Origin of the sequence: Streptomyces sp. NPDC015532 (assembly GCF_043078065.1) — a bacterium.
Taxonomy (GTDB): Bacteria; Actinomycetota; Actinomycetes; order Streptomycetales; family Streptomycetaceae; genus Streptomyces.
Map to the genome: position 1 here is coordinate 300,700 of NZ_JBIBSY010000008.1, position 25,547 is coordinate 326,246.

A 25,547-nucleotide genomic window follows, 5' to 3' on the forward strand; every position below is an offset into this window, starting at 1 on the left:
GACACGGAACATGACCGGCGGGCGGTGGGCCGGACGGCGGCTGACGGTACAGGGCTGGATCAGGCTGGTGCTGGCGTTCATGGCGCTGTTGGTGGTCGTGGGCGCGGGAGTCGGCGCGGGGCTGCTCCGGAGCACGGCCTCGGTCACCGACCAGCTGCTCCTGGACGTCAATCCCGCGCAGACGGAGGCGTACCGGCTGCAGGCGGCCCTGGTGAACCAGGAGACGGGGATCCGCGGCTACGCCATCGCCGCCGACCGCCAGTTCCTGGACCCGTACGCGCAAGGCCGTAAGGACGAGGCGCGCGCGGCCGCCCGGATGCGCCACCTCATCGGTGACCGCGCCGAACTGCTCCGCGAACTGGAGACGGTCGAGAAGCGGGCGGCCGACTGGCGGCGCACCTACGCCGAACCCCTCATGGACAGCGTCACACCGGGCAGGCCCCGCACGATCGACCCCGCGACCGCCGAACGCGGCAAGAAGTCGTTCGACCGTATCCGCGGTGCCTCGGCCGCACAGATCGCCGGACTGGCGGCGGCGGTCGACGACGGCCAGGACCGGCTGGCATCCGCGCGGAAGGTCCGCGACGCGGTGCTCATCGCCATGGTCGTCGTGTTCCTGCTGACCGGCGTGGTGCTGACGATCCTGATCCGCATCCTGGTGACACGCCCGCTGGACGACCTGCGGATCGCCACCCGACGGGTGGCACAGGGCGACTTCGACCACGTCATCACCGGTGGCGGGCCCGTCGACCTCACCGCTGTGGCGGGCGACGTCGAGAACATGCGGCAGCGGATCGTCGCCGAACTGGACTCCTCCCGCGAGCAGCGGGAGATCCTGACCCGGCAGACCGCCGACCTGAACGCGCAGGCCGTGGAGTTGCGCCGCTCCAACGCCGAACTCGAACAGTTCGCCTACGTGGCCTCCCACGATCTCCAGGAACCACTGCGCAAGGTGGCCTCGTTCTGCCAACTGCTGGAGAAGCGCTACGGCGACCAACTGGACGACCGCGCACGGCAGTACATCGACTTCGCCGTGGACGGCGCCAAACGCATGCAGGTCCTCATCAACGACCTGCTCACCTTCTCCCGCGTGGGCCGCGTCAACGACGCCCGTCTTCCCTTCGACCTGGACCAGTCGCTGAGCAAGGCACTGGCCAATCTGGAGAGTTCGGTCGCCGACAGCGGCGCGCGCATCGACCGGCCGGACGAACTGCCCCAGGTCGTCGGGGATCCGACCCAGGCCACGATGCTCTGGCAGAACCTGGTCGGCAACGCCGTCAAGTTCCGCCACCCCGACCGCCCGCCGCACATCCGCATCACCTGTGAGCGGGACCCGGAGGACTCGGGCGCCTGGCGCATCTGTGTCACCGACAACGGCATCGGCATCCCCGGCGAGTTCGAGGAGAAGGTCTTCGTCATCTTCCAGCGGCTGCACAGCCGCGATGCCTACGGTGGAACCGGCATCGGCCTCGCGCTGTGCAAGAAGATCGTCGAATACCACGGCGGCCGCATCTGGATCGACAGGGCCCACACCGACGGCACGCGTTTCTGCTTCACCATCCCGTCCACCGACACGGCGGACACCGTTCATGACAGCACCGAGGACAAGGCCCTGATATGACGACTCCCGCCGGTACCCCCATCGACGTCCTCCTCGTCGAGGACGACCCGGGCGACGAGCTGATGACCCGGGAGGCGTTCGAGGACAACAAGATCGGGAACAACCTGCACGTGGTCCGCGACGGCGAGGAGGCGCTCGACTTCCTCTACCGGCGCGCCGCCCACGCCGACGCACCGCGGCCCGACCTGATCCTCCTCGACCTCAACCTGCCCAAGTACGACGGCCGCCAGGTCCTGGAGAAGATCAAGTCGGACCCGGCGCTGTCCCACATCCCGGTCGTCGTCCTCACCACCTCGGCCGCGGAGGAGGACATCCTGCGCAGCTACAAACTGCACGCCAACGCGTATGTCACCAAGCCGGTCGATCTGGACCAGTTCATCGCGGCCGTCCGCCAGATCGACGACTTCTTCGTCCAGGTGGTGCGCCTGCCCCGGCAGAACGGCTGATCAGGAACCGGTGGCCCCCGGATGCCAGGTGGCCTGCACCAAGGCCCGTTCGACCTCCGCCAGATAGACGGCCGCGGCGAGCCAGGCCCGCGCGTAGCGGTCCGGGTCGGACCCACCGGTGCGGCCGAAGACGTCACGGGTGCGCCGGTCGGCCTCCGCGCTGAGTCCGGCCGCCAGGTCCGCCGCCGTGGAGAAACCACCGCGCCGCAAGGCCGCCCCGTCCCCGCGCAGATCGTCGTCGCGCGCGGGTTCCGCGACGGCTCTGCGGCCACCCGACACGGCGACCTCGACCAGCCGCCGCAACCGCCACAGCGGCGCCTGCGCCAGCGGGTCCGGCGCGTCGTCGCCGGGGCCGTCCACAGCGGGCACGCTCGTGCCCCGTACGACATCCGCCGGCGGGAAGTGCGCGCCCTCCAGCCGGTTGTAGCCCAGGTCGGCGTGGCCCTGCCACTCCGCGGGCAGCCGCAGTGTCGCCTCGGTCCCCGGCAGCGGGGCGACGGCCAGCGGGCGGAGCGTGGCGGCACGCTCCGGGTCCAGACGGCCGATCACCCGCATCCGCAGCCCCGGCCGGGAGGCGAGCCGACGGAAGTTGGCCGTGTGGGCGAGGCCGGGGTGGCCGTCGGCAGGGACCAGCCGCATCAGGACGCCCTCGGTGTCCGAACCTCCGGAGGGCAGCTCCCGGGCGATCAAGTGATCCCCGGCGGCCCCGACGAGGACAAGGTCGCAGCCGACCAGCTCGCGCGCCGCCTGCTCGGCGCGCTCCGGGTCGGCGTCCGGTGCCGCGGTCAGCCGCTCGGCGACAGCTTCGGCGAGCGGACGGGCGAACAGCGCGGCGAGCGGACCAGAGGCCCATGACCCACCGGTGAGCGGAGTCGCCCGTACCCCCTTGCCGGAGCCGAGGCGGCCGTCCGAGGACACCGTCGCCCCGGAGATCAGCAGCCCGCCACGGGCGAGTTGGGCGTGATCGAGGTTTCCCGAGCCGAGCGCCACGGTCGCGGTGGCCGCGCCCTGGGCACGAGCGGGTCCACCGGGCTTGACGTCGGCGACCGAGAACCAGCGCCCGTCGTCGGAGACGACATGGGTGACGACGCCGCTGTAGCCGGTGGCGGCGATCACCGGTTCGCTGCAGACGCCGTGGACCCGCAGGCTGCCGCCCGGCAGGTAGGCGCGGCGGGCGGTGCCGATCAGCGCCGGCCCTGGAGTCCCCGCGCCCAGCAGGGCCGTGGTCAGGAGCAGTTCCCGTACCTGTGCGACCAGGTCGGCCAGCCGGTGGCCGTCCTCACGGGCACGCGCGCTCCGCAGCCCTCGTACGACCCGCAGCGCGGCCGCCTCGGCGCGGTGCAGTCCGGCGAGCCGGGCCGTGTGCGCGGCCCGCAGCAACCCGGCCTGGGGGACCGCGCCCGCGGCGGGTACCCCGGCGGCGAGCAACGCGGCGGCCGCCGTCCACAGTTCGGACGCGGCGGCCAGCTGGGCCGCGGTGAGGGAGACGGCCTCCCCGGGCCCGGAGGCGACCTCCGCGGCCCGCGACGCGGTGGAAGCGGCGGTGGGCGATGCCACGGGAACAGCGGTGTGCGCCGCTCCGGAAAGGGCGCTGGGCGAGGCCCCGGTAACGGTCGTGGGAGACGGCACGGGGACGGCGACGGGCGCCGCCCCGGGAACGGTGGCGGGTGAGGCGAGGGGAACGCCGGCGGTCGCGGTGCCCGAGGCCTCGTCGGCGATCGTCTCGGAGCCCGCCTGCGGCACGTCGGCGTCCGCGGTCTCCGCTTCGGCGTCCGGATCGGCCAGCGGGCAGGCACCGAGGACGGCGGCCCTGTGCAGGCACCGGGGGGCGAGCAGACAACCGCACACCACCTGGCCCGCGTCCGTGACGGCGCCTGACGGGCCGGGGGCGAGAGTCACCTCCGCGTCCTCACCGCACCGCACGCGGCGGACCGTGCCGTCGGCGAGGACCGGCAGGGCCGCGTACGACGCGATCGCGGCGTCCAGCTTCTTGCGCAGCCTGCTGGTCAGGCCCTCCACGGCGGAGGCGACCACATCGGGCGCCACCGGCGGCAGTTCGGCGTTCATCGGGAATCTCCGCGGAGAGTGTCGCCCACCCAGCGGGCGAGGGCGAGGGGACTGAGCGCGGCGACGGGCATGCCGGCCGCGACGAGTTGCTGCGCGACGGGCACCGAGTAGCGCGGGGCGCCGGTGTCGTCCAGGGCGGCGCATCCCATGAGATGCACCCCGGAGCTCGCCAGGGCCCGTACCTCACCGACGAGGCCGCCCAGCGGGTAGCCCTCCTCGAAGTCGCTCACCACGACCACGAGGGTCCGGCTGGGCACCGTGACCAGGGAACGCGCGTGGCTGAGCCCGGCCGCGATGTGGGTGCCGCCGCCGACCCGTACTTCCAGGAGCAGCGAGAGCGGGTCGTCGACCCGGTCCGTCAGGTCGATCACGTCCGTCGAGAACGCGAGGAAGTGTGTGGACAGGGTGGGGACGCCGCCCAGGACGGCCGCCGTCAGGGCCGACCAGATGACGGAGGCCTCCATCGACCCGGACACGTCGACCACGAGGATCAGGCGCCAGTCGGCCTCCTTGCGCGAGCGGGTGCTGAACACCGGCCGCTCCGGTACCACCACGGTTCGTCCGTCGGCCGTGCGGCGTGCGTGGGCGAGATTGGCCCGCAGGGTGCGCGCCAGGTCGAGCCGGCCGCCGGGCCGCCTCGTGGGGCGGGGTGTCGCGAGCCCGGTGAGGGCCGGGCGCATCCGGGTCGCGAGTTCCTTGGCGAGTTCATCGACCAGACGCCGTACGAGAGGGCGCAGGCCGGCCAGTTGTTTCTCGGGCATCCCGCCCGCCAGGGACAGCACCGAGGTCAGCAGATCGACCGAGGGGCGGACCGCGGCGGGGTCCAGTTCGGCCAGTACGTCGCTGCGGCCCTGGTCGGCGGCGCGGGCCAGCACCTCCTCCCGGACCTGTGCGCCGAACAGCGCCTCCAGTTCCTCGGCCCATTCGCGGGCCGTGGGGAAGGACGCCTCGCGGCCACCGCCCCGGCCCGGGGAAGCGCCCTCGCGGCCGAGGTCGGCGGAGCCTTCACCGCGGCCGGTGCCGTACAGCTCGTCGAGCGCGTGCGCGTAGCGGCGGGCGTGCTGCGGGAGCTTGTCGGTCTCCCGGCCGAGCAGCAGCCGCCAGCGGTCGGTGGGGGTGATCCGGAGCGGGGCGGACGATGCCGTGCTGGCGGCTGTGGCCGCCGAGTGCGTCGGTGCGGGGGGTGCGGAGGGTGCGGACGCGGGGTGCTCGGCCGTCTTGGGCCGGCCGGGGACCGCGCGGATCCCGGGGTCCCCCGCTTGAGCGGCGTCCGTACCCGTGGGCAGGTCCAGGGCGCGCAGGGCCGCGCGTCCCGCGGCGTCCGCGGCCGTCCACAACGCGAGGAGTCGCGGCGAGGCGCTGAGCGACAGGTCGAGCCGGTCACCGAGCCGCTCGGTGACCGTGCGCAGGAGCCGGTCGCGGCCTGCGGGGGTGAGCGTGTCGAAGCCCGCGCGCAGGGCGGGCAGCCGGTCGAGGAAGTCCTGGTCGGTGAGGGTGTCGACGCGGTCGAGCAGCGGGTCGAGTGCAGTCGGCGCCGACTGGAGGAGCGCGGCCGCGCCGCCGAGCAGTCCCCCCAGACGGCGGCCCAGCGCGTGCCGCGCCTCAGGGCTGGTGGCCGTGTCGATCCAGCCCGCCGTACGTGCGCCGAGAACGGTGGCGTCGTCGAGGTCGAGCAGTACCCGGGCGGCCAGCGCGGCACCCTGGACGAGTGGCGAGCCGGTGCGGGCGAGGGTGCCGAGGGCGTCGTCCATCCGCAGTCCGAGGCGGTGTTCACCGGCCCGCGAGGCCAGTTCGACGAGCGCGGCCGTGTCCTCCGGCCGGTCGCTTCCCGCGAGTCCGGGCAGGGTGCGGACCGCCGACTCCAGCAGATCGGTGGCCAGTTCGGCGGCGGCCTGCCGGGTGTCCGGTCCGGTGCCGGGCAGATGACCGCGAAGCAGGGCCTCCAACAGATCGAGCGCGGCCAGGAGTTCGGGCAGGGTGGCCGCCGCGGGGAACAGTGCGGCGGCGTCGGCGAGCCGCTCCGACACCAGCGCGGGCAGATCGCAGCGGGCGGCGGCGCCGAGTGCCGTGAGGACGTGGGCGCAGGTGGGCCCGCCGTCCGCGGACTCCCGGCGGAAGGTCTCCCGCAGGGTGCCCTCGGCGGCCAGGGCCGGGGTCACGCCCCGCATCCCGGCCAGGTCCAGCCGTACGGGGACGGACGGCGTCCAGGACACCCGCCAGCGGGTGGTGAGAGCGGCCCCGTCGCCCGTACCGGCCACCGCCGCGGTCTCGCCGTAGCCCGCGCCGCACACGGCGAGGCGCTGGAGCAGGACTTCGCGCCGGCCGTCGAGGGCGGACCGGAGCGGGTCGAGCCGCACCTCGCGTGCCGCGGGGTCGTCGGGGCCGGGCAGCCGCAGCGCGGCGACCTCCGCCTCCACGCACGGGCCGAGCCCGGAACGGGGTGTGCCCGGTGCGATCCGGCCCCGTTCGGTGCCGACCAGGACCACGTCGAGCGCCCGCGCGAGGGCCCGGCCGCGGCCGAGCGGTTCGCCCTGGCCCATCACGCTCGTCAGCGCCTCGACGACCTCGCCCCGCCCGGGTGCCGAGAGTCCGCGTACGTGCGCGAGGTCGCCCGCCATCCGCAGGGTCTCGGCGGCCTCGCCCGTTCCGGCGGGGTGCCCGGCCGCTCGCAGTTCCCGGCACACGTCGGTGACCGCGCGGGCGGCCGCGTTCCGCACCCGTTCGGGGTCGCCGCCGGCCCGGAACACCGCCTGCTGCCAGCGCGGGTCCCGGATGCCGGCCGGGTAGCCGGAGCGGGAGTCCAGCAGATCGAAGGCGTACGGGACGAGGGAGGTGACGACCTCCGGGTCCTTCGCGCCGGTACCGCGGTCGAGCGGCGCCGCCCCCTCGTCGGCGGCACCCGGACCCGTGCCGGGCGCGGCGGCGATCGCCGTCAGCGCCGGGGCGTGGAACGCGCCGACGACGGCCGCGACCCGGCGCCCGTCATGGGCGGCGCGGGCGATCGTCTCGCGCATGTGGGCCTCACGGGCGAGGTCCAGTGCCGGTGTGCCGCCCGAGGCTTCGGCGTCGCTGCGCAGTGCCCAGCCGACACCGAGCGCGGCGCGGCGGATCGCCTCGGGGGTGGATCCCGGGGCGAGGACCTCCACGCAGCGGTCCCACAGATCGTCACCGTCACGGCCGCTCCCGGACGCGGCGAGAGCGTTCCCGAAGGAGACGGACACACCCACCGGCGCCTCTTCGGCGACCGCGGTCCGCGTGTCACCCGACGGGAGGGGACCCTCCGCGGTCCACAGGGGATCGGACATCGGCAGGTCGCAGCACACGACGTCCGCCCCGCGGTCCCGCGCCCAGCGGACCGCGGCCAGTTCCGGGGAGAAGTCGGCGAACGGATAGAAGCCGAGCCGGCCGTTCTCACCCGCCCCGGCGAGCGCGACCGGCGCGACGGTGCCCGGCGCGCCCAGATGCGCCAGCCACGGCTGGAAGTCGGCGGGCAGCTCCACGCACACGACCTCCGCCCCGCACGCGTCGAGCAGGGCGGGCACCGCGGCGGCGAGCGCCGGACTGTGGTGGCGTACGCCCAGCAGGTACGGCGCCACGGAGCCGGCGAGGGTGGCGAGGGCCGCCCGTGGATCCTGGGTGTACGTCACCGGAGGTTCTCCCGCAGGTCCCAGAGCCTGCGCCACAGCGCGGAACCGTCCTCGGCGCGGCGGCGCACCGGACCGTCCCAGTAGCCGAGCAGCCGCGCGTGGTCGGCGGGGTCGTCCTTGCGGACGACGCCCAGCAGGTGACCGGGGACCAGGTCGAGGGTGTCGGCCCCGGGAAGGTAGGCGGCGGACACGCCGAGGGAGACCGCGACCTGTACCGCCTCGGCCGTCGACATGACCGTGCCGGGCCGCTCCACGTCCCAGCCCTCCGCGGACCGGCCGGCCCGGAGGTCACGGAAGACGGTGATCAGCACGTCGAGCACCGCGTCGTCGACGCCGAAGGCGGCGCCCGCACGCTCGACGGCGGCGACCGCCTGCCGCCGTACGAGCGCGGTCTCGGCCTCGACATCGGCGATCGGGTGCACGGTCTCGAAGTTGAAGCGGCGCTTGAGCGCGGCGGACATCTCCGAGACACCGCGGTCGCGGAGGTTGGCGGTGGCGATGACGGTGAACCCGGGGGCGGCGGCGACCTGGGCGTCCTCGGTGCCGGCCAGTTCGGGCACGCTCATCCGCCGGTCGGACAGGATCGACACCAGCGCGTCCTGCACCTCGGGAAGACAGCGGGTGATCTCCTCGACGCGGGCCACCCGCCCGGCGCGCATGGCGGCCAGCACCGGGGAGTCGACCAGCGCCGTCGGTGTCGGTCCCTGGGCGAGCAGCAGGGCGTAGTTCCACCCGTAGCGCAGGGCGTCCTCGGTGGTGCCCGCGGTGCCCTGGACGGTGAGCGCGCTGGTGCCGCAGACGGCGGCGGACAGCAGCTCGGAGAGCATGGACTTGGCCGTGCCCGGTTCGCCGACCAGCAGGAGACCGCGTTCTCCGGCGAGGGTGACGACGCACCGCTCCACCAGGGCGCGTTCTCCGACGAACTTGGGGGTGATGACCAGCCGGCCGGGCAGCGTGTCGTGGCGCCCGGGGAGTTCGAGGGGCTCGCCGCCGCTGCCGCACACGAAGGTGATGACGGCGCGCGGTGTCAGCCGCCAGCCCGGCGGGCGCGGGCCCGTGTCGTGGGCGGCGAGGAAGGCGAGTTCGGTGGCGTGGCGCTCCTCGGCGGGCAGTGTCTGCCGTGCCGGAAGGGCCGTCGCCGTGTCGGTCGGGGTCATGCGTGTTCCTTGCTCGGTAGGTACGTCGGTGGTGAGTGGTGCGGTGAATTCGTGTGTGGTGAGGGGCGGAAGGTGCCGGGGCCCGGGCGGTCGCCAGGGCCCCGGCGGTGGGTCAGCGGCGGCGGCCCGGTCGCACCGCGAACTTCTCGAACCGGGGCCCGCCGCCCTCCTGGACCTGCCGCCAGGCCCTCCGGTACAGCTCCGCTACCGGTTCGGTGGGCACGATCACGGAGAGCAGGGCCTCCTCCTGCCACAGCAGGTCGTCGTACAGCGGCCGCTTCCACTGCTCCAGCGGGACGCGCGGAGCCTTCGGCACGAGCCAGCCGCCGGGCAGGAACAGCGAACGCCCGGCCCTGGTGCGGCTGGCCTCCACCACCAGGTCGGTGGCGGCCAGTTCGGCACGGGCCGCCTTGAGACGGGCCGGCTTCCACCCCGTCCACCGGGCCGTCATCCGGTCGGTCGGGTCGGGCATGGCGAGCAGCATCAGATAGAGCGCCGCGGCGTCCTCCCCGAGGCCGTACTCCTTGGCGGCCTCCGTCACCAGATCCGGCACCGAGCGGCCGGGGTCCTGCGGCCACCAGGTGCCGTCCGTGCCCCGCTCGCCCGCCTGCGGGTCGCCCGGATCGGCGAGCAGGGCCTCGAAGCGGGCGGAGCGGGCCAGCCGCAGGGCCACCTCCACCTGGTAGGGACGCTGGCCGTCGACGCGCAGCGCGGGCAGGTACGGGTCGAGGCCCGCCTCGTCGAGCAGGGAGACCCGCAGGGCGGGGGAGGGCTGGTCGTCGTGCGTGGCCAGGACGACCGCGCCGTACCGCTCGAAGCCCTGGCCGACCTCGGTCGGTGTGCCCGCCGTCTTACGGAAGGCGGTGATGCTGACGTACTGCCCGAGGTCGAGCATCAGTCCGGGGTGGGACAGCCGGTCGCGGACGGCGCCGAGCGCCGCGGGCAGCGCCGCGCGGATCGGATCGCCGGCCGGCAGCCGGTGGGCGAGCCAGGCCGCGAGTCCGACGAAGCCGAGCAGTGCCGGTCCGCCGAATCCGGTAGCGCCCTTGTCGACGCACTGGACCCGGTCACCCTCGACGGCCCACTCCAGGTCACGGGTGAGCCGAGGCTCACCGGCCGGGTCGAGCAGTGCGGGCAGTGCCTGGCGGACGTTCCACTGTCCGTGCTTGAAGGCGCGCACCGCGTCGCTGAGCAGTTCCTCGGGTACGGCGGCCCGTCGGCCCATCCTGCTGTTCCAGACCTCGGCCGCGGCGGCCCAGTCCGGTCCATCGGTCCACAGGCGGGCGGGTTCGGCGGGCAGCAGCGCGGCCACGACCGCGGCCCGGATCGCCGGATCCACCTGGTGCAGTTCCTCCTTGGCGACGGCCGCCGCGGCGGCCTTCACGCCGATGGCCGCGCAGGCCTCGGCGGTCAGGAACGACCGTTCGTAGACGTCGACCTGGGGCAGACCCGCCACGATCAGCTTCGCCATGGTCTCGGTGACGCCGGTCCGCCGCGCGAACTCCTCGGCGGCCACCGGGAACCAGGGCGCGGGTCCGCGCGCGGACAGCTCCGCGAGGAAGACGCCGAGCCTGGCCGCGTGCCCGTCCTCGCCCAGCGGGACCGACGCGCGGAGCGTGTAGGGCTCCGGGGTCTCGAAGCGTCCGGCCGGATCGTGGAAGAAGCCGGCGAAGACGCAGCCGTCCTCATCCTGTGAGAGGCGTCCCACCACGGCGATGCACGAACCGCCGCCCAGGGGCAGCACCCCGTTCCAGGCGCCCTCACGCCATTCGCCCGACGGGGTGCGCAGCACGCCTGCCCCCAGGTGCAGCTCCACCTTGCGCCAGTGCGAGGCCTCGGCGGACGGTCCCAGACCCAGGGTGTCGAACTCGGCGAGCAGCGCGTGCAGGGCCGCTCGATGATCCTCGGGGGTGGTGCGGGCTGCCGTCCGGAAGGCCAGCGCGGGCACCCGGTCGAGGAGCGTCTCCAGGCTCGGCAGTCCGACGGGCACCCGTCGTCCGTCCAGGTGCAGGAGCGCCGCCGGTTCCTCCGTCACGGCGGCGCCGTGGAGCCCGGCCGCCCGCTTCATCTCGCGCAGGGCACGGAAGACGGTGTCGGACTCGTTGTCCCGGTTCCACCAGGAGCGGGTGCTTCCGCTCAGACCGTTCGTCGCGTCGAGGAGCAAGGAGTCGGGCGGTCCGGCCGGCCCCTCCTCCTGCGGGCCGCCGTCGAGAGCGCGCGTGAGCCGGGCGGCCACCGCGTCCAGGACGGCCTGCTGACCGCCCGCGTGCCGTACGACACCGGCGATCCCCGCGACCAGCGCGCCGTGGGTGACCGGCAGGAGGGAACGGATCGCCTCGGGCAGGACGTCCTTGTCCTCCTGCCCCGCGGCGGACAGCAGGGCCGCCGCCGTGTCGCGGTCGATGTGCCGCAGCGACGCGGAGCCCTCGGGGTCGCGGGCTGTCAGACACCCCCAGTACTGCACGGGCGGCAGCAGCAGCGAGCCCTCGCCGAAGGCTCCGGGCGCGCAGTCGGTCTTGGCCACCGAGGTGACGACGCCGTCGCCGTCCACGATGCTGAGGCGCCAGCTGTCGCGGACGACGGCCCGGGCGTCCTCGGCGCCGGGGAAGACCACCAGCGTCGAGGGGCGGCCCACGTCCGCCGGCAAGGTGACGGTGTGTCCGGCCAGATCCTGGGCGCGCACGGAGCCGTCGGGCAGCTTCACCACGCGCAGACCGACCACACCGTCCACGGGCGCGGAGGCGGGGGTGGCGCCGGCGGTCGGCGACGGGCTCAGCCGGCCACCACCGAACGTGCTGCCCTCGGGGGCGTCCCGCAGGGCGTCGGCGAGGAAGGCGGGCCTGCTCGCACGGCCCCGCTCACCCGTCGCCGGGTCGTACTCGTGCCAGTCGTGCGCGCCGCCGTCCGCGCTCCACACCCAGTACGAGACGCCGTCGCAGAGAAGTTGGCGTTCCTCGGGCAGGGTGGTGTCCCCGGCGTGCAGGACGCTGCCGCCGGTCGTGCGGCCGCCGCCCGGCAGGGGCAGGGTGATCGGTCCGTTGCCCTGGTACCAGTCCATCCTGGTGCCCCGGGTGTTCCGGGCGCCCTCCAGGGACTGCGGGCGGTCGGGGCGGGTGTGCCAGTAGCCGCGCAGGCCGTCGTTGCGGTCGTTCCAGTAGACGAGAAGCTCTCCGTCCACGTGGTGGAAGCCAGGGTCGCCCCAGTTGGTGTTCGACGGGATCCGCAGGTCATGGGTGAGGAGCGTTCCCTCGGCGCCGATCACCCGCGCCTGGGCGGCCCCGGCCACGATGAGGTGCGGCCAGGCGTCGGCGACGACCACATCCTCCACGTCGGCCTTGGGAACGAGGGAGGCGACCGCGTCCTCCCAGGCGGGCCAGCCGAGTTCGTCGAAGAGCCCGGCCCGCAGGGTGCGTGCCAGGGCCGGTGCGAGGTCGGTGCCGGCGGCGGCGCGCACCTCGTCCTCGGCCAGCGCCAGCGCCTCGGCGGGCAGCCACTTCAGCCGGGCCAAAGCCTCGGGCAGCTGGGGCAGGCCCACCGCGGTGAACCGTCGTACGACCGTGCGCACCCAGTCCGCGAGCAGGGGACCGCCGCCCGGCGACGCCGCCAGGAGCGTGATCGCCCGCAGCGACTGCTCGTCGTTGCCGAACCGGTCCGCGCCCCGCCAGAACGCCTTGTGGAAGCGGCTGTCGGCGGCCAGCGACACCAGGTCCCGGCGCCCCTCGCCCAGGGCCCACTGCGCCAGCAGCAGCGCGTCGCCCTTCCGCGGGGCGGCCACCGGAACGTCCAGCGACAACAGCAGGTCGATCAGGTCGACATCCTCGACCACCCTCAACGCGGCTCCGGACGCGGCGAGTTCGGTCCGCAACCGGTCCGCCATCCGTTCCACCAGCGGATACAGTTCGGCCATGCGACTGGGATCACGCCAGGAACGGGCCCGCTGCCGGTAGGTGAGGAACCGCTCCAGCCAGCCCGCGGCACCGTCCTGCGGCCGCTGTTCCCCCGGCACGGTGGGGTCCCACAGTCCCGTGGTGGCGCCGGAGGCCTCCAGCAGCTCCAGCCACATCGCCGGCATGTCGCTGTCGTGAGCGGCGGGCATCAGATCGAGCAGCGCGCCCCGCGCCCGCGGCTCGCGCGCGGCGAGGGCGACCAGCGCCGTGCGGTGCCCCTTCCACCAGCCGGCCGCCGCCCGCAGGGTGGCCGGCAGGGTGAGGAGCTCGGACACGTACTCCTGCTCGGTGAGGTTCGCGTCCCGGCCGGCACCCCGGGCCAGCTTCCGCAGGTCGTTCGCCATCTGCACCGACGGCGGCAGCCCGCCTGCGGTACGGCGCAGGCACAGCCGGGTGAAGCGCCGCAGCGCGTCCTCGGCCGGCACGCGCGCCGCCAGCTCCCGGGCGTAGGCGGACAGCACCTTCACCGGGAGCGCTCCGGCGAGCGCGAACTCCAGGAACACGGCGTCCAGCCGCTCCTCCTGCACCGTCAGTCCGTGCTCCGCCTCGGCCTTGCGGGCACGGGTGAACAGCTGGGCCGCGTAGGTGGCGTTCTCCTCCGCCAGGAACACCCGCCCGGCCTGTTCGTAGAACGTGGGCAGGAAGTGCGGCACCGAGGCCGCCAGCCGCTCCCCGAGTTCCACGAAGGCGTCGAGAGCGGCCTTCGGACGGGACTTGACCTGTCGCGCGGCCCGCTCCAGGTCCGGCACCACACGCAGCGCGTGGTGTCCGTCCTGCGGGTGGTGCACCAGCACCCATTCGGGAAAGCCCAGCGACTGGCGCGGCCCGAACCCGACGACGACGGGTTCGGTGTCCCGCTCCAGGCCGAGGAATCCGGCGGCCAGGTCCTCCGCCGCCCCCAGCTCGCCCGCGACGAGCCGCACCACCACCCGGTCGTCCAGGCCCGGGTGACGGTACGTGCGTGCCGTCAGCGGCACTCCCAGCCCGCCCGCGTCCTTCGTGTCCGGCGGCAGCACCGCGCCCGCCGTCAGCAGTTCCCCGTTCGACACCTGCGTCCCCCCGCTCATGCGTTCTTGCCCTCCTCGATGACGCGGCCCGCGTACAGCGCCGCGGCCATCCGCATCCCCTCGGACCAGGCGACCGGTCCCACCTCGCCCAGCGGCAGGGCGCGGCCGTCCTGGTCCCGCCAGGTGAGCGCCCCGGTCTCGACCTCGCTGTCCCAGTACGGCTCCCCGATCCACACCGAGGATTCGAGGCTGCGTCCGCCGTCCCGCACCCGGGCGGTCGCGTAGCCCCCGGACACGCGGTAGCCGAGCGAACTGGCCCGTGCGGCGAGCGCGAAGCGGGAGCGGAACGAGCCCCCGGCGAAGTCCCTCACCTCGGTGGCCTTGGCGCGGAGATCCGCGGGCGGCAGCCAGGTGGCCCGGTGAATCTGCTCGACGCGCTGGACCATGCCCAGTTCGGCCGCGAAGTCCCGCAGGTCGTCCAGGTCCGGGAGCAGCACCGGGTGCGGCAGCGTGACCGTGCGCGGGGCGATCCGGACGGTCTCGCCGTCCAGGTTCACCAGCCGCAGTTCGCCGGCGTCGGTGGCGCCGCGCAGGAAACCCACGTCGTCGGGGTCGTCGCCGACCACCACCAGATCGCGCAGCGCGGACTGCCAGGCCTCGTCGGGCCACACCCGGGCCAGCAGCCCGGTGGGCACGGGCAGCGACGAGACCATCCAGGCGTCCGCCTGTGCCACACACGCCGTGGCATGCCGTTCGAGCCACTCGGCGAACCGGCGCAGCCGGTCCACCTCCGGGTGGTCCTTCAGCGCGCGCGGGAGCGATTTCAACTGCCGTCCCGCCGCCCGGCCCGAGGTGGCACGCGCCGCCACCCGTCCCTCCACCAGGGCGACTTCATATCCGTCCCCCGCCGACAGCCACCCCACGAGCCACAGCCTTCCGTGTCAAGAACACCAGATGAGAGCACAGTTCACCCAGGTCAGTGCGTCCCGGGGGGAGTGCGACTCTGCAGCGAACGCTAGCGTCGGCCACTGACAATCGGCCCCGGGGCCCCACAGATCCCGGCCGCCCCACCGGAGCCCGGACCCCCGCCGCTATCGTGCGGGACGTGAGCAACTCGTATGCGGGACTTGACGATGCCGCCGTCGCGACAGCCGCCGCGTGTGCCGGCGCGGACGTGGTGCGGGCCATGTACGGCCGGCGCCTCACGCGGATCGACAAGGGCGCCGGAGACTTCGCCACCGCCGCCGATGTGGAGGCGGAGAGGACGATTCTGGGGATCCTGCGCGAGGCCCGGCCCGATGACGCCGTGCTCGGCGAGGAGAGCGGGCCGCAGGGTGCGGCGGGCGCGGTGCGCCAGTGGCTGGTGGATCCCTTGTGCGGCACGCTGAACTACGCCGTGGGCAACATGCTGGTGGCCGTGAACGTGGCGCTGCGCGGCGGTGCCGCCGCGGTGGCCGACCCGTTCAGCGGTGAGGTCTTCTTCACCGACGGGCAGGGCGCGTGGGTACGGCGGGACGGTGCCGACGCGCGGCTGGTGCCCACGTCCGCCACCCGGCTCGTGGACGTCAATCTGGACCCGCCGTTCCCGGGCGCGCCCGGCTTCCGGGCCGTGGACCTGCTGGCTCGGTCCGCCTTCGTGGAACACTTCCGGCCCCGTGTCGTGTCCACGACGCTGGCGCTGGCCTGGGTCGCCGCGGGCAAGCGCGCCGCGTACGTGACGGACGGCGGCGACCTGTCCGGGAGTGTGCACTTCGCCGCCGGCATCGCCCTGTGCAGGGCCGCCGGTTGCGTCGTCACCGGGATCGACGGCGCCCCGATCGGGCCGTCGGGCCGCGGACTCGTGGTGGCCGCCGACGACGAGACCCACCACCTGCTGATGTCGATGACCGCAAGCCCCGGCTGATCCGACGCGGCCGGAGCCGGAGGACCATGGCAGGCCCGCGCTTCGAGGCGTCGTCCGCGGGTGTGAACAACACCCTGTGCGGAGTCCGGCGCGTTGACACGCGAAGCGGAGAAATACCCTAATGACGGATAAAGCGCCCGGCGCGATGACGGGCGCCGCCGCTCTGGCCCTGACCGGCTGCGGCGGCCAGGCCCCCGAGAACAAGGACCGTCAGGAGGGATTGGACCCCTCCACCGGGGAGAAGATCGGCGAGGACATCGACTTCGTCGACCACTTCACCGCCGGCTCGTCGATCATGGTGAAGAAGGGAAATCCGGAGGGCGTCAAGTCGCCGGCCGACCTCTGCGGCAAGAAGGTGGCCGTGCAGAGCGGCAGCACCGCGTACGACCTGCTCCAGTCCCAGAAGCGCGACGAACCGATCGACACCGAGGCCTACGACACCCATGACGAGGCGCAGGCCCGCCTCGAGGCCGGCGCTGTGGTGGCCGACGTCGCCGACTACCCGGTCGTCGCCTAGGCGGCGCAGACCTCAGGCGACGGCAAGGACTTCGAGGTCGTCGGCGAGCAGATCGGTGCCGGACCGTACGGCATCGCGGTGCCGAGTTCGAACACCGAGCTCCGGGACGCGCTCCAGGCGGCCCTGGACGCCGCCGTCCGGGACGGCTCCTGAGGGAAGGTCCTGACCAAATGGAACGTCCGTGAGGGCGCGGTGACCGACGCCACGATCAACAGCGGCCCCTGAGCGGGCGTTCCTCACGAGACGTCCCCGCTCCGCCCGGCGGTGCCCGGTCATCGGCCCGACGCGCCGCCCTCCAGCGGAGCGATGTCGAGCGACTTGAAGACCGGCCACTGGTTTCCGGCCTTGTTGATGCCGGACCGGATGGTGATGCCGCCGGAGAGCTGATCGGACGGCCGGGTCGACACGTGACTCAGTTTCACCTGGCCGTCGACGTAGGCCGTGGTGGTGTCCCGTCCGACCTTGACGGTGACGGTGTGATCGGACTTCGGGTCCAGCGGCCGCGAAGCCACCTTGTAGCCGTTGGCCAGCAGGGTCGCCCGGTTCCGGGTGATCACCACGGTCATCGGTTCCTTGCTGTTGGTCCGGACCCCCAGCGCGGCCTGGTTGGTGCCGTTGCCCAGCGACCCGAGGAGCGCGGTGGCGCTGTAGTCGGTCCAGTCGACGCTGCTGTCCGGCCGGTAGTCGGCCTTGGCGTACCGGGGCGTCTGCGCCGAAGAGGGCGCCTTGCCCAGGAAGACGTCGAAGCCCGTACGGGTCTGGCGCCCACCCCAGTTCTCCGGCTCGAACAGGGGCCGGTGCGCACGGGCCGGGACCTGGACGTTTCGCCCGACGTCCTCCAGCATCCGCTCGGGAGTGGTCCTGGCGTAGACCTCGACACGCTGGACGAGACCCGCCGACGCGGACCGCCGACTGGCGGTGAGCGGCACGCTGGAATGGTCCGTCATCACGAGCGGGAAGAGTTCCTTGAGCAGATGCCTGGCCTGGGAATCCGTCGAGTCGGCGTCCTGCTGCGCCGGTCCGTCGGAGAAGGGGACGGCGAACATCGACGGGGTCGGCATGCCGTGGCGGACGATGTCGTCGACGGAGCCGAGGAGGTCGTGAAGCACCCGGGCCCGGTACTCGGCCGCGTTCTCCCGCCGCCCCTCGTCCTTCAGCCACAGGCGGTTCACCAGCGGCGCGCCCGTGTTGCCCGTGGCGTCCACGGGCTTGACGCTGTGCATGGCGCGGGTGTGGCTCTGGAAGTCCCAGCGGCCCGACCGGTGCATCCGCTCGATCTCGCGCCAGGTCAGGTAGTAGGGGCGGTGCTTGTCCATCGACCCGGTGATCAGGAAGATCGTGCCGTGCATCCGGTGCTTGGCCAGGATGCGGTCGGCGTACTTCCACAGCCCGTCGGTGCCGTCGTCGAACGTCAGCAGCACCGAACGCCGCGGCACCGGACCGCCGTTCATGTAGTTCGTGAACTGCTTGGCGCTCAGGGTGCGGTAGCCGGCCTTCTCCAGCGCGGTGAGCTGGGCGTCGAACGCCTTCGGGGTGAGCACGTAGGGGCTCTTGCTGTTCTTGTTGACGTCGTGGAAGGTCAGGACCACCGGCGGAGCGTACTTCGGCAGTTCCCGGCCCTGTCGCATCCAGCCGGCCTTGTCCGCGGAGGTGATGGACGCGTGGGTCAGCGGCGCCTGCGGGGTCATGTACTTCCGGCTGAGGTAGCGCTCGATGCCCGCGGCGCCCGAGGCCATCACCACGGAGAGGGTGAGTGCGCCGAGCAGGACGCGGACGGGCCACTGCGTCCACCCACGGCCCCAGCCGTGGCCGCGGCCACGGCTGCGGTCGTGGGCCGCCTTCTCCGCGTAGTCACCGCGGAAACACGGTTCCGGACCGTGCCCGTGGTCGTGCACGACGATGCCGGCGGGCTCGCGCCGTTCGCTCCTCAGAGCCATGAGAGCACGTTCCCTCGCGACAGAACGATGAGATAGACACAGCTGACGACCGCGATGGCGACCACGTCGGTGATCACCCGGACCGCCTTGCGTCGCAGGAAGTTCTTCATCATCGAGTCCTCGACCAGACACCGCGACGGATGGTCGCGAGGGAGTAGGGAAGCAGCCAGGACAGGAGCAGCGCCGACAGCAGACTCATCAGCGGCCGGTAGCGCCAGCGGGGGTCGCCAGGGTTGTCGATCTTGAACGCCAGGCCCCAGATGCTGCCCTTGAGCACCACGCCGCTCAGATACAGCACGCTCACGAAGATTCCGCCCTGCATCGGCGACCAGATCATGTGGCGTACCGCCATCAGCGGCGCGGCCATCACCCACAGCACATGCCCGTAGTACAGACAGGAAGGGCCGATGCCCCGCCGCCACATGAAGGTGCCGGTGAAGCAGGTGTTGCGGATGAAGCTCTTCTTCCAGCGGATCTGCTGCTTCATGAACGGCTTGAAGTGCTCGGGCACGTTGGTCCACACCTTGGCCGACTGGACGTAGCCGATGCGCCACTTGCGCTCGGGATAGTCCTGCGCCGTGATGAACGGAGAGTCGGCGTACTGCTTCTTCAGCTTCTTGCCGACCCACAGCTGACCCAGTACGTAGCCGGTGAGCTGACGGTCGGTCGCGAACCGGAAGGGGGCGCCCAGGAAGCGGTCGCCGGCCCACGCGGGGAAGTAGTTGTACACCGCGTCCCGGCGGAAGACCGCCAGAGGACCCGAGACACAGGTGACCGATCCGAAGACCGACTCGGCGGCCTTGGCCACGCGGAACTGCCCCTCGTACCAGACGTCCTGCGCCTTCGTGAAGAGGGTCTCGTCCACGTTCAGCGCCCGGCAGTGGCCACTGACCGCGCCCAGTTCGGGGTGGTCGACCAGGGCCTGCACGCACTTGCGCAGAGCGTCGGGGGCCAGAATGCAGTCGGAGTCCGTGAACGCCAGCACGTCGCCGGTCGCGATGCCCGCCCCCCTGACCAGGGCGTGCTTCTTGCCGAGGTTCTTGTCCAGCTTGAGCAGGGTGATGCCCAGTTCGCGCGCCAGCTTGTCCAGGATCTCCCGTGTCCCGTCCTCGGAGAGATCGTCGATCACGATGATCTCCAGGTCCGGGTAGTCACTGCCCGCCATCGAGCGGACGCAGCTCTCGATGTAGTCGACCTCGTCCTTGACCGCGAGCAGGAAGGACACCTTCGGCACGGCCGGCAGGGACGGGAAGGAGGCGAGGTTCTTGGGGCGCCTGCGGAGGGTACGGACGGACGGGTCGTCGTACCGGCTGTACGCGATCTGCAGCATGGCGATGGTGCCGACCAGCACCGTGATGCCGTAGCCGATGACCAGCGGCTTCTCCGGCACCAGCGGGAGCTCGCGGGCCAGGATCAGGCCCAGCGGCAGCAGGCAGAACATGGCCAGCACCCGGCGCACCGCGAAGCGGACATCGGTCTGCATCCGGTTCGTCCAGCGGGTCAGCGGGCCGGGCGGTCTGCCCACGACGGCGGACGAGCGGACCCGCGGCAGCGGCACGGACGTCTTGGGACGCGGATTCGGCAGGATCAGTCCGCACGCGGCGGACGCCACGGGGACGGTCGCGTCCCCAGGGGCGACCGTCATGTCCCCGGACTCGGCCGGAGTCGCCTGACCCGGCACGCCGGCTCCCGGCGCCGCGGGCAGCAGCGCCCCGGGTGCCGCGAGGGCCGCGTCCGCGGCTCCCGGCGTCCGCAGGTCGCTCACAGGGTCTCCCGGGCGCCGACGGAGTCCAGCCGGTAGGTGGCGTCGAGGACGTCGTCCCGGTCGCTCAGCCAGGTCAGGTCGGCGCCCGGGTGCACGGTGTGCACCAGCACCAGGTCCCACTCGTGGTCCTCGGGTGCGATCACGCTCTCCTGGATCCCGCCGGCCACGCGCGCGGCGCGCACCATCGAGTCGGTGAAGCGGACCTGGGCGCCCTCGCGGACCAGCTCGTCGAAGATCTCCAGCGCGGGCGATTCCCGCAGGTCCTCCACGCCCGGCTTGTACGCCATGCCGACGATCAGGATCCGGGCGCCGGTGAGCGGCTTGCCGCGCTCTCCCAGCGCCTCACGCACCCGGCGCACCACCTTGCGCGGGCGTCCGGCGATGGCGTTCATGGCGGCCTCCACCAGCGGGGAGGTGCTGCGCTCGGCGCGCAGCTGCCAGAGCAGGTAGTGCGGGTCGCAGGGGATGCAGTGCCCGCCGACTCCGGGGCCGGGGTAGAACGGCATGAAGCCGAACGGCTTGGTCGAGGCGGCCTCGATCACAGGGATCGGGTCCAGACCGAGGACGCGGCAGTTGTCGGCGAACTCGTTCGCGAGCGCGATGTTGACCGCGCGGAAGGTGTTCTCCCAGAGCTTGGTCATCTCGGCCGCCTCGGGCGAGGGCAGCACGTACACCGAGGAAGCCGTGCGGGACAGCACGGAGATGGCCCGGTCGACGGTCTCCTGGCCGGCGCCGCCGACCACGCGCGGGGTGGTGTCCTGGGTGTGGCGGGCGTTGCCGGGGTCGATCCGCTCCGGCGAGAAGGCCACGAAGATGTCCTCACCGACGGTGAAGCCGCGCTCCGTCAGCGGTTCGGTCAGCAGGTCACGGGTGGTACCGACGTAGGTGGTGGAGGTCAGCATCAGCAGCTGGCCGGGGACGGCGTGCTCGACGACGGTGGCCGCCGCGGCGGTCAGTGCCCGCAGGTCGGGGGCGAGATGCCGGTCCACCGGGGTCGGCACGCACACCAGCACGGTCCGGGCGCGGGCGAGTGCGCCCGGGTCGTCGGTGAGGGTGAAGCGAGGATCGCCGTTGAACGTCGACAGCCGGTCGAGGTCGCTGGGCAGCAGGTCGACGGCACCGCCGCGAATGGCCTCCAGCCGCTCCGCGCTCGCGTCGATGCCGATCACTTCGGTGCCCCCGGCCAGCAGGCCGAGTGCGGTCGGCAGGCCGACGTAGCCGAGGCCCACGACCGCCACGGCCCCCACGTCCGTGGATTCCAGGGCGACTTGACCGCTGAGAGTCTCGAAAGCGGCGCCGAGGTGGAGTCCTTGGGGGACGGGCAGGGTGTTCGTCAGCATGATCGACGCTCCAGGTGTTGTGCTCGGGATGCACACCGACCGGCGCGCACGGATGGTCGCGATGAGGACCTTGAGGCCTGCTCGCTGAATGTTCTTCGCTGCTACAACCGTCCCAATTGTCCATTTTTGGGTCAAGCGCTGGAAAAGGAGGAGGTGTGCGCTATTCGGGGTCTTTACGGATTGATTACCTACCCTCCGATCAGGCCTTTTGCCTCGGCTTTACCGTCTGGGGAACTGGCTCCGTGCGGGTGCCGGTGTGACATGGCAGTCAATTTCCGAGTCGACGGGGGAGTGACGCGAGTCGCTTTTCATGGAAAGCCGGGGGTTCGGTTTCATATCGGGAACACCACGGGCTTTGCTTCCCGGGCGGCGGGGCGCCGTGTGGGAGAGTGAGTGAGGCCGCGGAGTTGCTGCTCCGTGAGCGAGGCGCCGGGCGGGGAACGGTAACCGGGGCGCCGATCGGGCGAGTGGTCTTCACCATCGCGACATGCCGCGCCCGCTGTCCGGGTCGGCTGAGACTGCGGAACAAGCGGTAATTTCCTATGACTTGTGGCATCGCGGCAGCAACTCACTGCCAACTCCCCGTGCCGGGCGGATCGTCGCGGCACGCTCGCGTCGAGCTCCGGACGCCTTCGTCATGACGCGAAGACGACGCGCGGCCGGTCTGCTGGCCGTCCTCATCTCCGGCGCCGCGATGACGCAGACGGCCTGCGCCGGCCGGACCCCGTCCGGCCGCCCGCCCGTCTCGTACGACGCCGCGGTGCGCTCCGACTCTCCGGCCCTCTATCTGCCCCTCGGCGCCGGGAACACGGAGAAGCGGTCCACGGCCGCGCTCAAGGTCACCGACCATCACGAACCCGGCGTCGCCTCCCTGCCCAACGGTGACCGTGCCCGCCTGTCCTGGCTCGGCAAGGCCTCCCCCGGGGAAGGTCGGACCGAGTGGCTGGCTCGCATGTACTCAGAAGACAACACCGAAGTCCGCGCCAACCGCATCAGTGGATACGTCTTCAACCGGGGCGGCGGACTCGGCGCCGGGTCGTACTTCGAGGACCGGGTCGAGCCCGGCGAATGGATCCACTACGCGCTGGTCATCAACATCCGGGAGAAGAGCGATACATATCCCACGGGATACGTCAAGATCTACAAGAACGGCGTGCTCCGCGATCAGGACGCCCTCGACGCGTACGACATCGCCCCCAGCAACACCGACGCCCCGCTGCGGATCGGCTCCTCGACGCCAGGTCGTACTTCAAGGGCGCGATCGGCAAAGTGGCCGTGTACGACTCCGAGGTGTCCGAGTCCCGGCTCGCGGCCCACTGCGGCGCCATGAGCCCGCACCTCACGCGATCCGCCGCGGGAACCTGACGCCTGCCGAGCGCCGCCAGAACCTGCTGCCCGCTCGCAGGGATCCACACGGACGTGCTCGGCCCGGGTGGTCGGTGACGCGTTCTCTGGACAGCCGGACCCCGTCGTGCTGTCATGTCCGCGGCACCATTTCCAACGTTGTAGAAGCCCGCGGCGCTTTCCGTCTCGGAAGCATCGCGGAACCGGATCCGGACAGGCCGACGGGCGGATCCCGCGCCGCCGGACAGGGACGGGACAACGTTGTCGCACGGCAAGTAGGCCCCTTCGGGAAGGCAGGTCACCTGCATGTCAGTGAGCAGACGGAGAATCCTCGCCCTGGGCTCCGGCGCGCTGGGCGCCGCCACCCTCGGAGGCACGTTCGCGGGCACCGCGGCCGCGGTGTCCCAGCCGCGAGCGGACGCCACACCGGCCGACGCGTTCCAGAAGCTGCCGCCCGGAAGCGTGGTCGCCCGCGGCTGGCTCGCCGGCCAGCTCCGGCTGCAACTCGCCGGTCTGTGCGGCACGTACGAGAACCTCTCGCACTTCCTCGACTTCTCCACGACGGGCTGGCTGCATCCCGAGCGCGACGCCTGGGAGGAAGTGCCCTACTGGCTCCGCGGCTACATCCCGCTGGCGATCGCCACGGGCGATCCGCACGCTCTGACCCGGTCGCGCGAGTGGGTGGACGGGATCCTCGCGACCCAGCAGAGCGACGGCTTCTTCGGCCCTCGCGGCTTACGCTCGGCACTCAACGGCGGACCGGACTTCTGGCCCTTCCTGCCGCTCCTGCAAGCGCTGCGGACGCACGAGGAATACACCCGCGACCAGCGGATCGTGCCGTTCCTCGTCCGCTTCCTCCGCTACATGAACACCCAGGGTCCCGGTGCCTTCAACGCGAGCTGGGTGTCGTACCGCTGGGGCGACGGCCTCGACATCGCCGTCTGGCTCCACCGCCGCACCGGCGAGGCGTTCCTGCTCGATCTCGCCGCGAAGATGCACAGCTACGGCGTCGACTGGACCGGGGCCACCCCGAGCCGGCACAACGTGAACATCGCCCAGGGCTTCCGGGAGCCCGCTCAGTACGGGCGGCTGACCGGCTCCGCCGACCTCACCCGGGCCACGTACCAGGCCTACGATGCCGTGATGGGCGCCTACGGGCGGTTCCCCGGCGGCGGGCTGGCCGGTGACGAGAACTACCGCCCCGGATTCACGGACCCCCGGCAGGGCTTCGAGACCTGCGGCATCGTCGAATTCATGGCCAGTCACGAGCTGTTGACGCGGATCACCGGAGACCCGGTATGGGCGGACCGCTGTGAGGACCTGGCCTTCAACATGCTCCCGGCGTCCCTCGACCCCGACGGCACGTCCGTTCACTACATCACCAGTGCCAACAGCGTCGACCTCGACAACCGCCCCAAGACCCAGGGACAGTTCCAGAACGGCTTCGCCATGCAGGCGTTCCAGGCAGGCGTCGACCAGTACCGGTGCTGCCCCCACAACTACGGTATGGGCTGGCCCTACTTCACCGAGGAACTCTGGCTCGCGAGCCCCGACGGGGGCCTCGTCGCCGCGCTCTACGCCCCGAGCCGTGTGCGGGCCACGGTCGCCGGCGGAACGACGGTCACCGTCACCGAGGAAACGGGATATCCCTTCCAGGACACGATCACCCTCACCGTCTCCACGCCCCGTCCGGTGAAGTTCCCGCTGCAACTGCGCGTGCCCGGCTGGTGCGTAGGACCCCGACTACAGGTCAACGGTACGGCGGTCACCGCCTCGGACGGCCCGTCCTGGGCGCGGATCGACCGCACCTGGCGCGACGGCGACGTCGTGCGTCTGCGGTTGCCCCAGAAGGCTCGACTGCGCTCGTGGCCCGGCTCGCACGGCGCGGTCAGCGTCGAACAGGGCCCTCTCGCCTACTCGTTGAAGATCGGCGAACGCTTCGACCGTTACGCGGGAGACGACAAGTTCCCCGCCTACGAGGTCCACGCCACCACCGGATGGAACTACGGCCTCCTGCCGGACACGTCCCTGATCCCGGCGCAGACCGGCACCGCCGTCCCGGACCAGCCCTTCACGCCCGGCACCACGCCTGTGTCCATCGCGGCGCGGGCCCGGCGGATCCCGGAGTGGGTCGCGGACGACGAACACGTCGTGGCACCGTTGCAGGACTCGCCCGCCCGCAGCGACGCGCCGGTCGAGACGGTCACCCTCATCCCCATGGGCGCCGCGCGACTTCGCGTCACGTCCTTCCCCACGGCGGCTCCCGACGGCAGGCCCTGGACGCCGGAGCCGCCCTTCCGCCGGCTCGCCAACAAGAACAGCGGCAAGGTCCTGGCCGTCGACGGGATGTCGACCGAGAACAGCGCACGCGTGGTGCAGTTCGACAACACGGGGACGGGCGACCACGCCTGGCAGCTCGTCGAGCGGGGCGACGGCTGGCATCTCCTCCGCAACGGGAACAGCGGCAAGGTGCTCGGCGTCGACCACATGTCGCTGGACAACAGCGCGATCGTCGTGCAGTTCGAGGACAACGGAACCGACGATCATCTGTGGGCGCTGGTCGACAACGGCGACGGCTGGTACCGCATACGGAACAAGAACAGCGGGAAGGTCCTCGGGGTGGACCGTATGTCCACCGGCAACAGCGCGCAGGTGGTCCAGTTCGACGACAACGGAACGGCCGACCACCTGTGGCGCTTTCTGTGAGCGCCTGAGTGAGGACGAACCGTCGAGGGCCCCGGGGGCGGCCCGGGGGGGGGCGGGGGGGCCCCGCGCGGGGGCAGCGGCCCCGGCGGGGGGGGTCTGGGGGGGCGGGGGGGGCGGCGCGCGCGCCCCGACGGCCCGGGCGT

The 25,547-nt window shown here is 72.5% G+C and carries 15 protein-coding genes; 6 read left to right on the plus strand and 9 right to left on the minus strand.

The genetic code is table 11. The features are described from left to right. Positions 1-10 precede the first annotated feature (10 nt). A complete protein-coding gene (locus tag ACF07B_RS24875; protein ID WP_392180599.1) occupies positions 11-1,621 on the plus strand; it encodes an ATP-binding protein in 1,611 nt (536 codons plus the stop codon). Further along, positions 1,618-2,067 (plus strand): response regulator, encoded by a 450-nt coding sequence (locus tag ACF07B_RS24880; RefSeq protein ID WP_326790027.1) that lies wholly within the window; start codon positions 1,618-1,620, stop codon positions 2,065-2,067. Before ACF07B_RS24875 ends, ACF07B_RS24880 begins: the two co-directional genes overlap by 4 nt. On the opposite strand, the gene ACF07B_RS24885 is transcribed toward ACF07B_RS24880, so the two are convergent. The 5 genes from ACF07B_RS24885 to ACF07B_RS24905 form a co-directional block, all read right to left on the minus strand. After that, positions 2,068-4,134, minus strand: coding sequence for a hypothetical protein (locus ACF07B_RS24885; protein ID WP_392180565.1), 2,067 nt, complete (start codon positions 4,132-4,134; stop codon positions 2,068-2,070). Further along, positions 4,131-7,781 (minus strand): DUF5682 family protein, encoded by a 3,651-nt coding sequence (locus ACF07B_RS24890; RefSeq protein ID WP_392180566.1) that lies wholly within the window; start codon positions 7,779-7,781, stop codon positions 4,131-4,133. Before ACF07B_RS24890 ends, ACF07B_RS24885 begins: the two co-directional genes overlap by 4 nt. Then, on the minus strand, positions 7,778-8,938 hold the full coding sequence (locus tag ACF07B_RS24895) for an AAA family ATPase (protein ID WP_369480283.1): 1,161 nt from the start codon (positions 8,936-8,938) through the stop codon (positions 7,778-7,780). Before ACF07B_RS24895 ends, ACF07B_RS24890 begins: the two co-directional genes overlap by 4 nt. A 112-nt stretch (positions 8,939-9,050) precedes the next feature. Further along, on the minus strand, positions 9,051-13,952 hold the full coding sequence (locus tag ACF07B_RS24900; protein WP_392180567.1) for a DNA-binding protein: 4,902 nt from the start codon (positions 13,950-13,952) through the stop codon (positions 9,051-9,053). Continuing rightward, positions 13,949-14,815, minus strand: a complete 867-nt coding sequence (locus ACF07B_RS24905) for a DUF4132 domain-containing protein (RefSeq protein WP_369480281.1) — start codon at positions 14,813-14,815, stop codon at positions 13,949-13,951. The genes ACF07B_RS24900 and ACF07B_RS24905 overlap by 4 nt, the downstream gene beginning before the upstream one ends. Before the next feature lie 182 nt (positions 14,816-14,997). Here ACF07B_RS24905 and ACF07B_RS24910 point away from each other — a divergent pair, with 182 nt between their 5' ends. Then, positions 14,998-15,795 (plus strand): inositol monophosphatase family protein, encoded by a 798-nt coding sequence (locus ACF07B_RS24910; RefSeq protein WP_392180568.1) that lies wholly within the window; start codon positions 14,998-15,000, stop codon positions 15,793-15,795. Between the two features lie 121 nt (positions 15,796-15,916). Further along, a complete protein-coding gene (locus tag ACF07B_RS24915; RefSeq protein ID WP_392180569.1) occupies positions 15,917-16,312 on the plus strand; it encodes a hypothetical protein in 396 nt (131 codons plus the stop codon). 272 nt (positions 16,313-16,584) lie between these two features. Here ACF07B_RS24915 and ACF07B_RS24920 read toward each other — a convergent pair whose 3' ends face one another. The 4 genes from ACF07B_RS24920 to ACF07B_RS24935 are packed head-to-tail and all read right to left on the minus strand — an operon-like array spanning position 16,585 to position 21,354. Beyond that, positions 16,585-18,249, minus strand: a complete 1,665-nt coding sequence (locus tag ACF07B_RS24920; RefSeq protein ID WP_392180570.1) for a polysaccharide deacetylase family protein — start codon at positions 18,247-18,249, stop codon at positions 16,585-16,587. Then, a complete protein-coding gene (locus ACF07B_RS24925) occupies positions 18,240-18,362 on the minus strand; it encodes a hypothetical protein (RefSeq protein ID WP_392180571.1) in 123 nt (40 codons plus the stop codon). The genes ACF07B_RS24920 and ACF07B_RS24925 overlap by 10 nt, the downstream gene beginning before the upstream one ends. Continuing rightward, complete coding sequence (locus ACF07B_RS24930) at positions 18,359-20,014, minus strand: glycosyltransferase (protein WP_392180572.1); 1,656 nt, start codon at positions 20,012-20,014, stop codon at positions 18,359-18,361. The genes ACF07B_RS24925 and ACF07B_RS24930 overlap by 4 nt, the downstream gene beginning before the upstream one ends. After that, positions 20,011-21,354, minus strand: coding sequence for a nucleotide sugar dehydrogenase (locus ACF07B_RS24935; protein ID WP_392180573.1), 1,344 nt, complete (start codon positions 21,352-21,354; stop codon positions 20,011-20,013). The genes ACF07B_RS24930 and ACF07B_RS24935 overlap by 4 nt, the downstream gene beginning before the upstream one ends. A 637-nt stretch (positions 21,355-21,991) precedes the next feature. Here ACF07B_RS24935 and ACF07B_RS24940 point away from each other — a divergent pair. Beyond that, a complete protein-coding gene (locus tag ACF07B_RS24940; RefSeq protein ID WP_392180574.1) occupies positions 21,992-22,684 on the plus strand; it encodes a hypothetical protein in 693 nt (230 codons plus the stop codon). A 320-nt stretch (positions 22,685-23,004) separates the two neighbouring features. Next, entirely contained in the window at positions 23,005-25,404 is a 2,400-nt protein-coding gene (locus ACF07B_RS24945; RefSeq protein WP_392180575.1) for a beta-L-arabinofuranosidase domain-containing protein, read from the plus strand. Positions 25,405-25,547 lie beyond the last annotated feature (143 nt).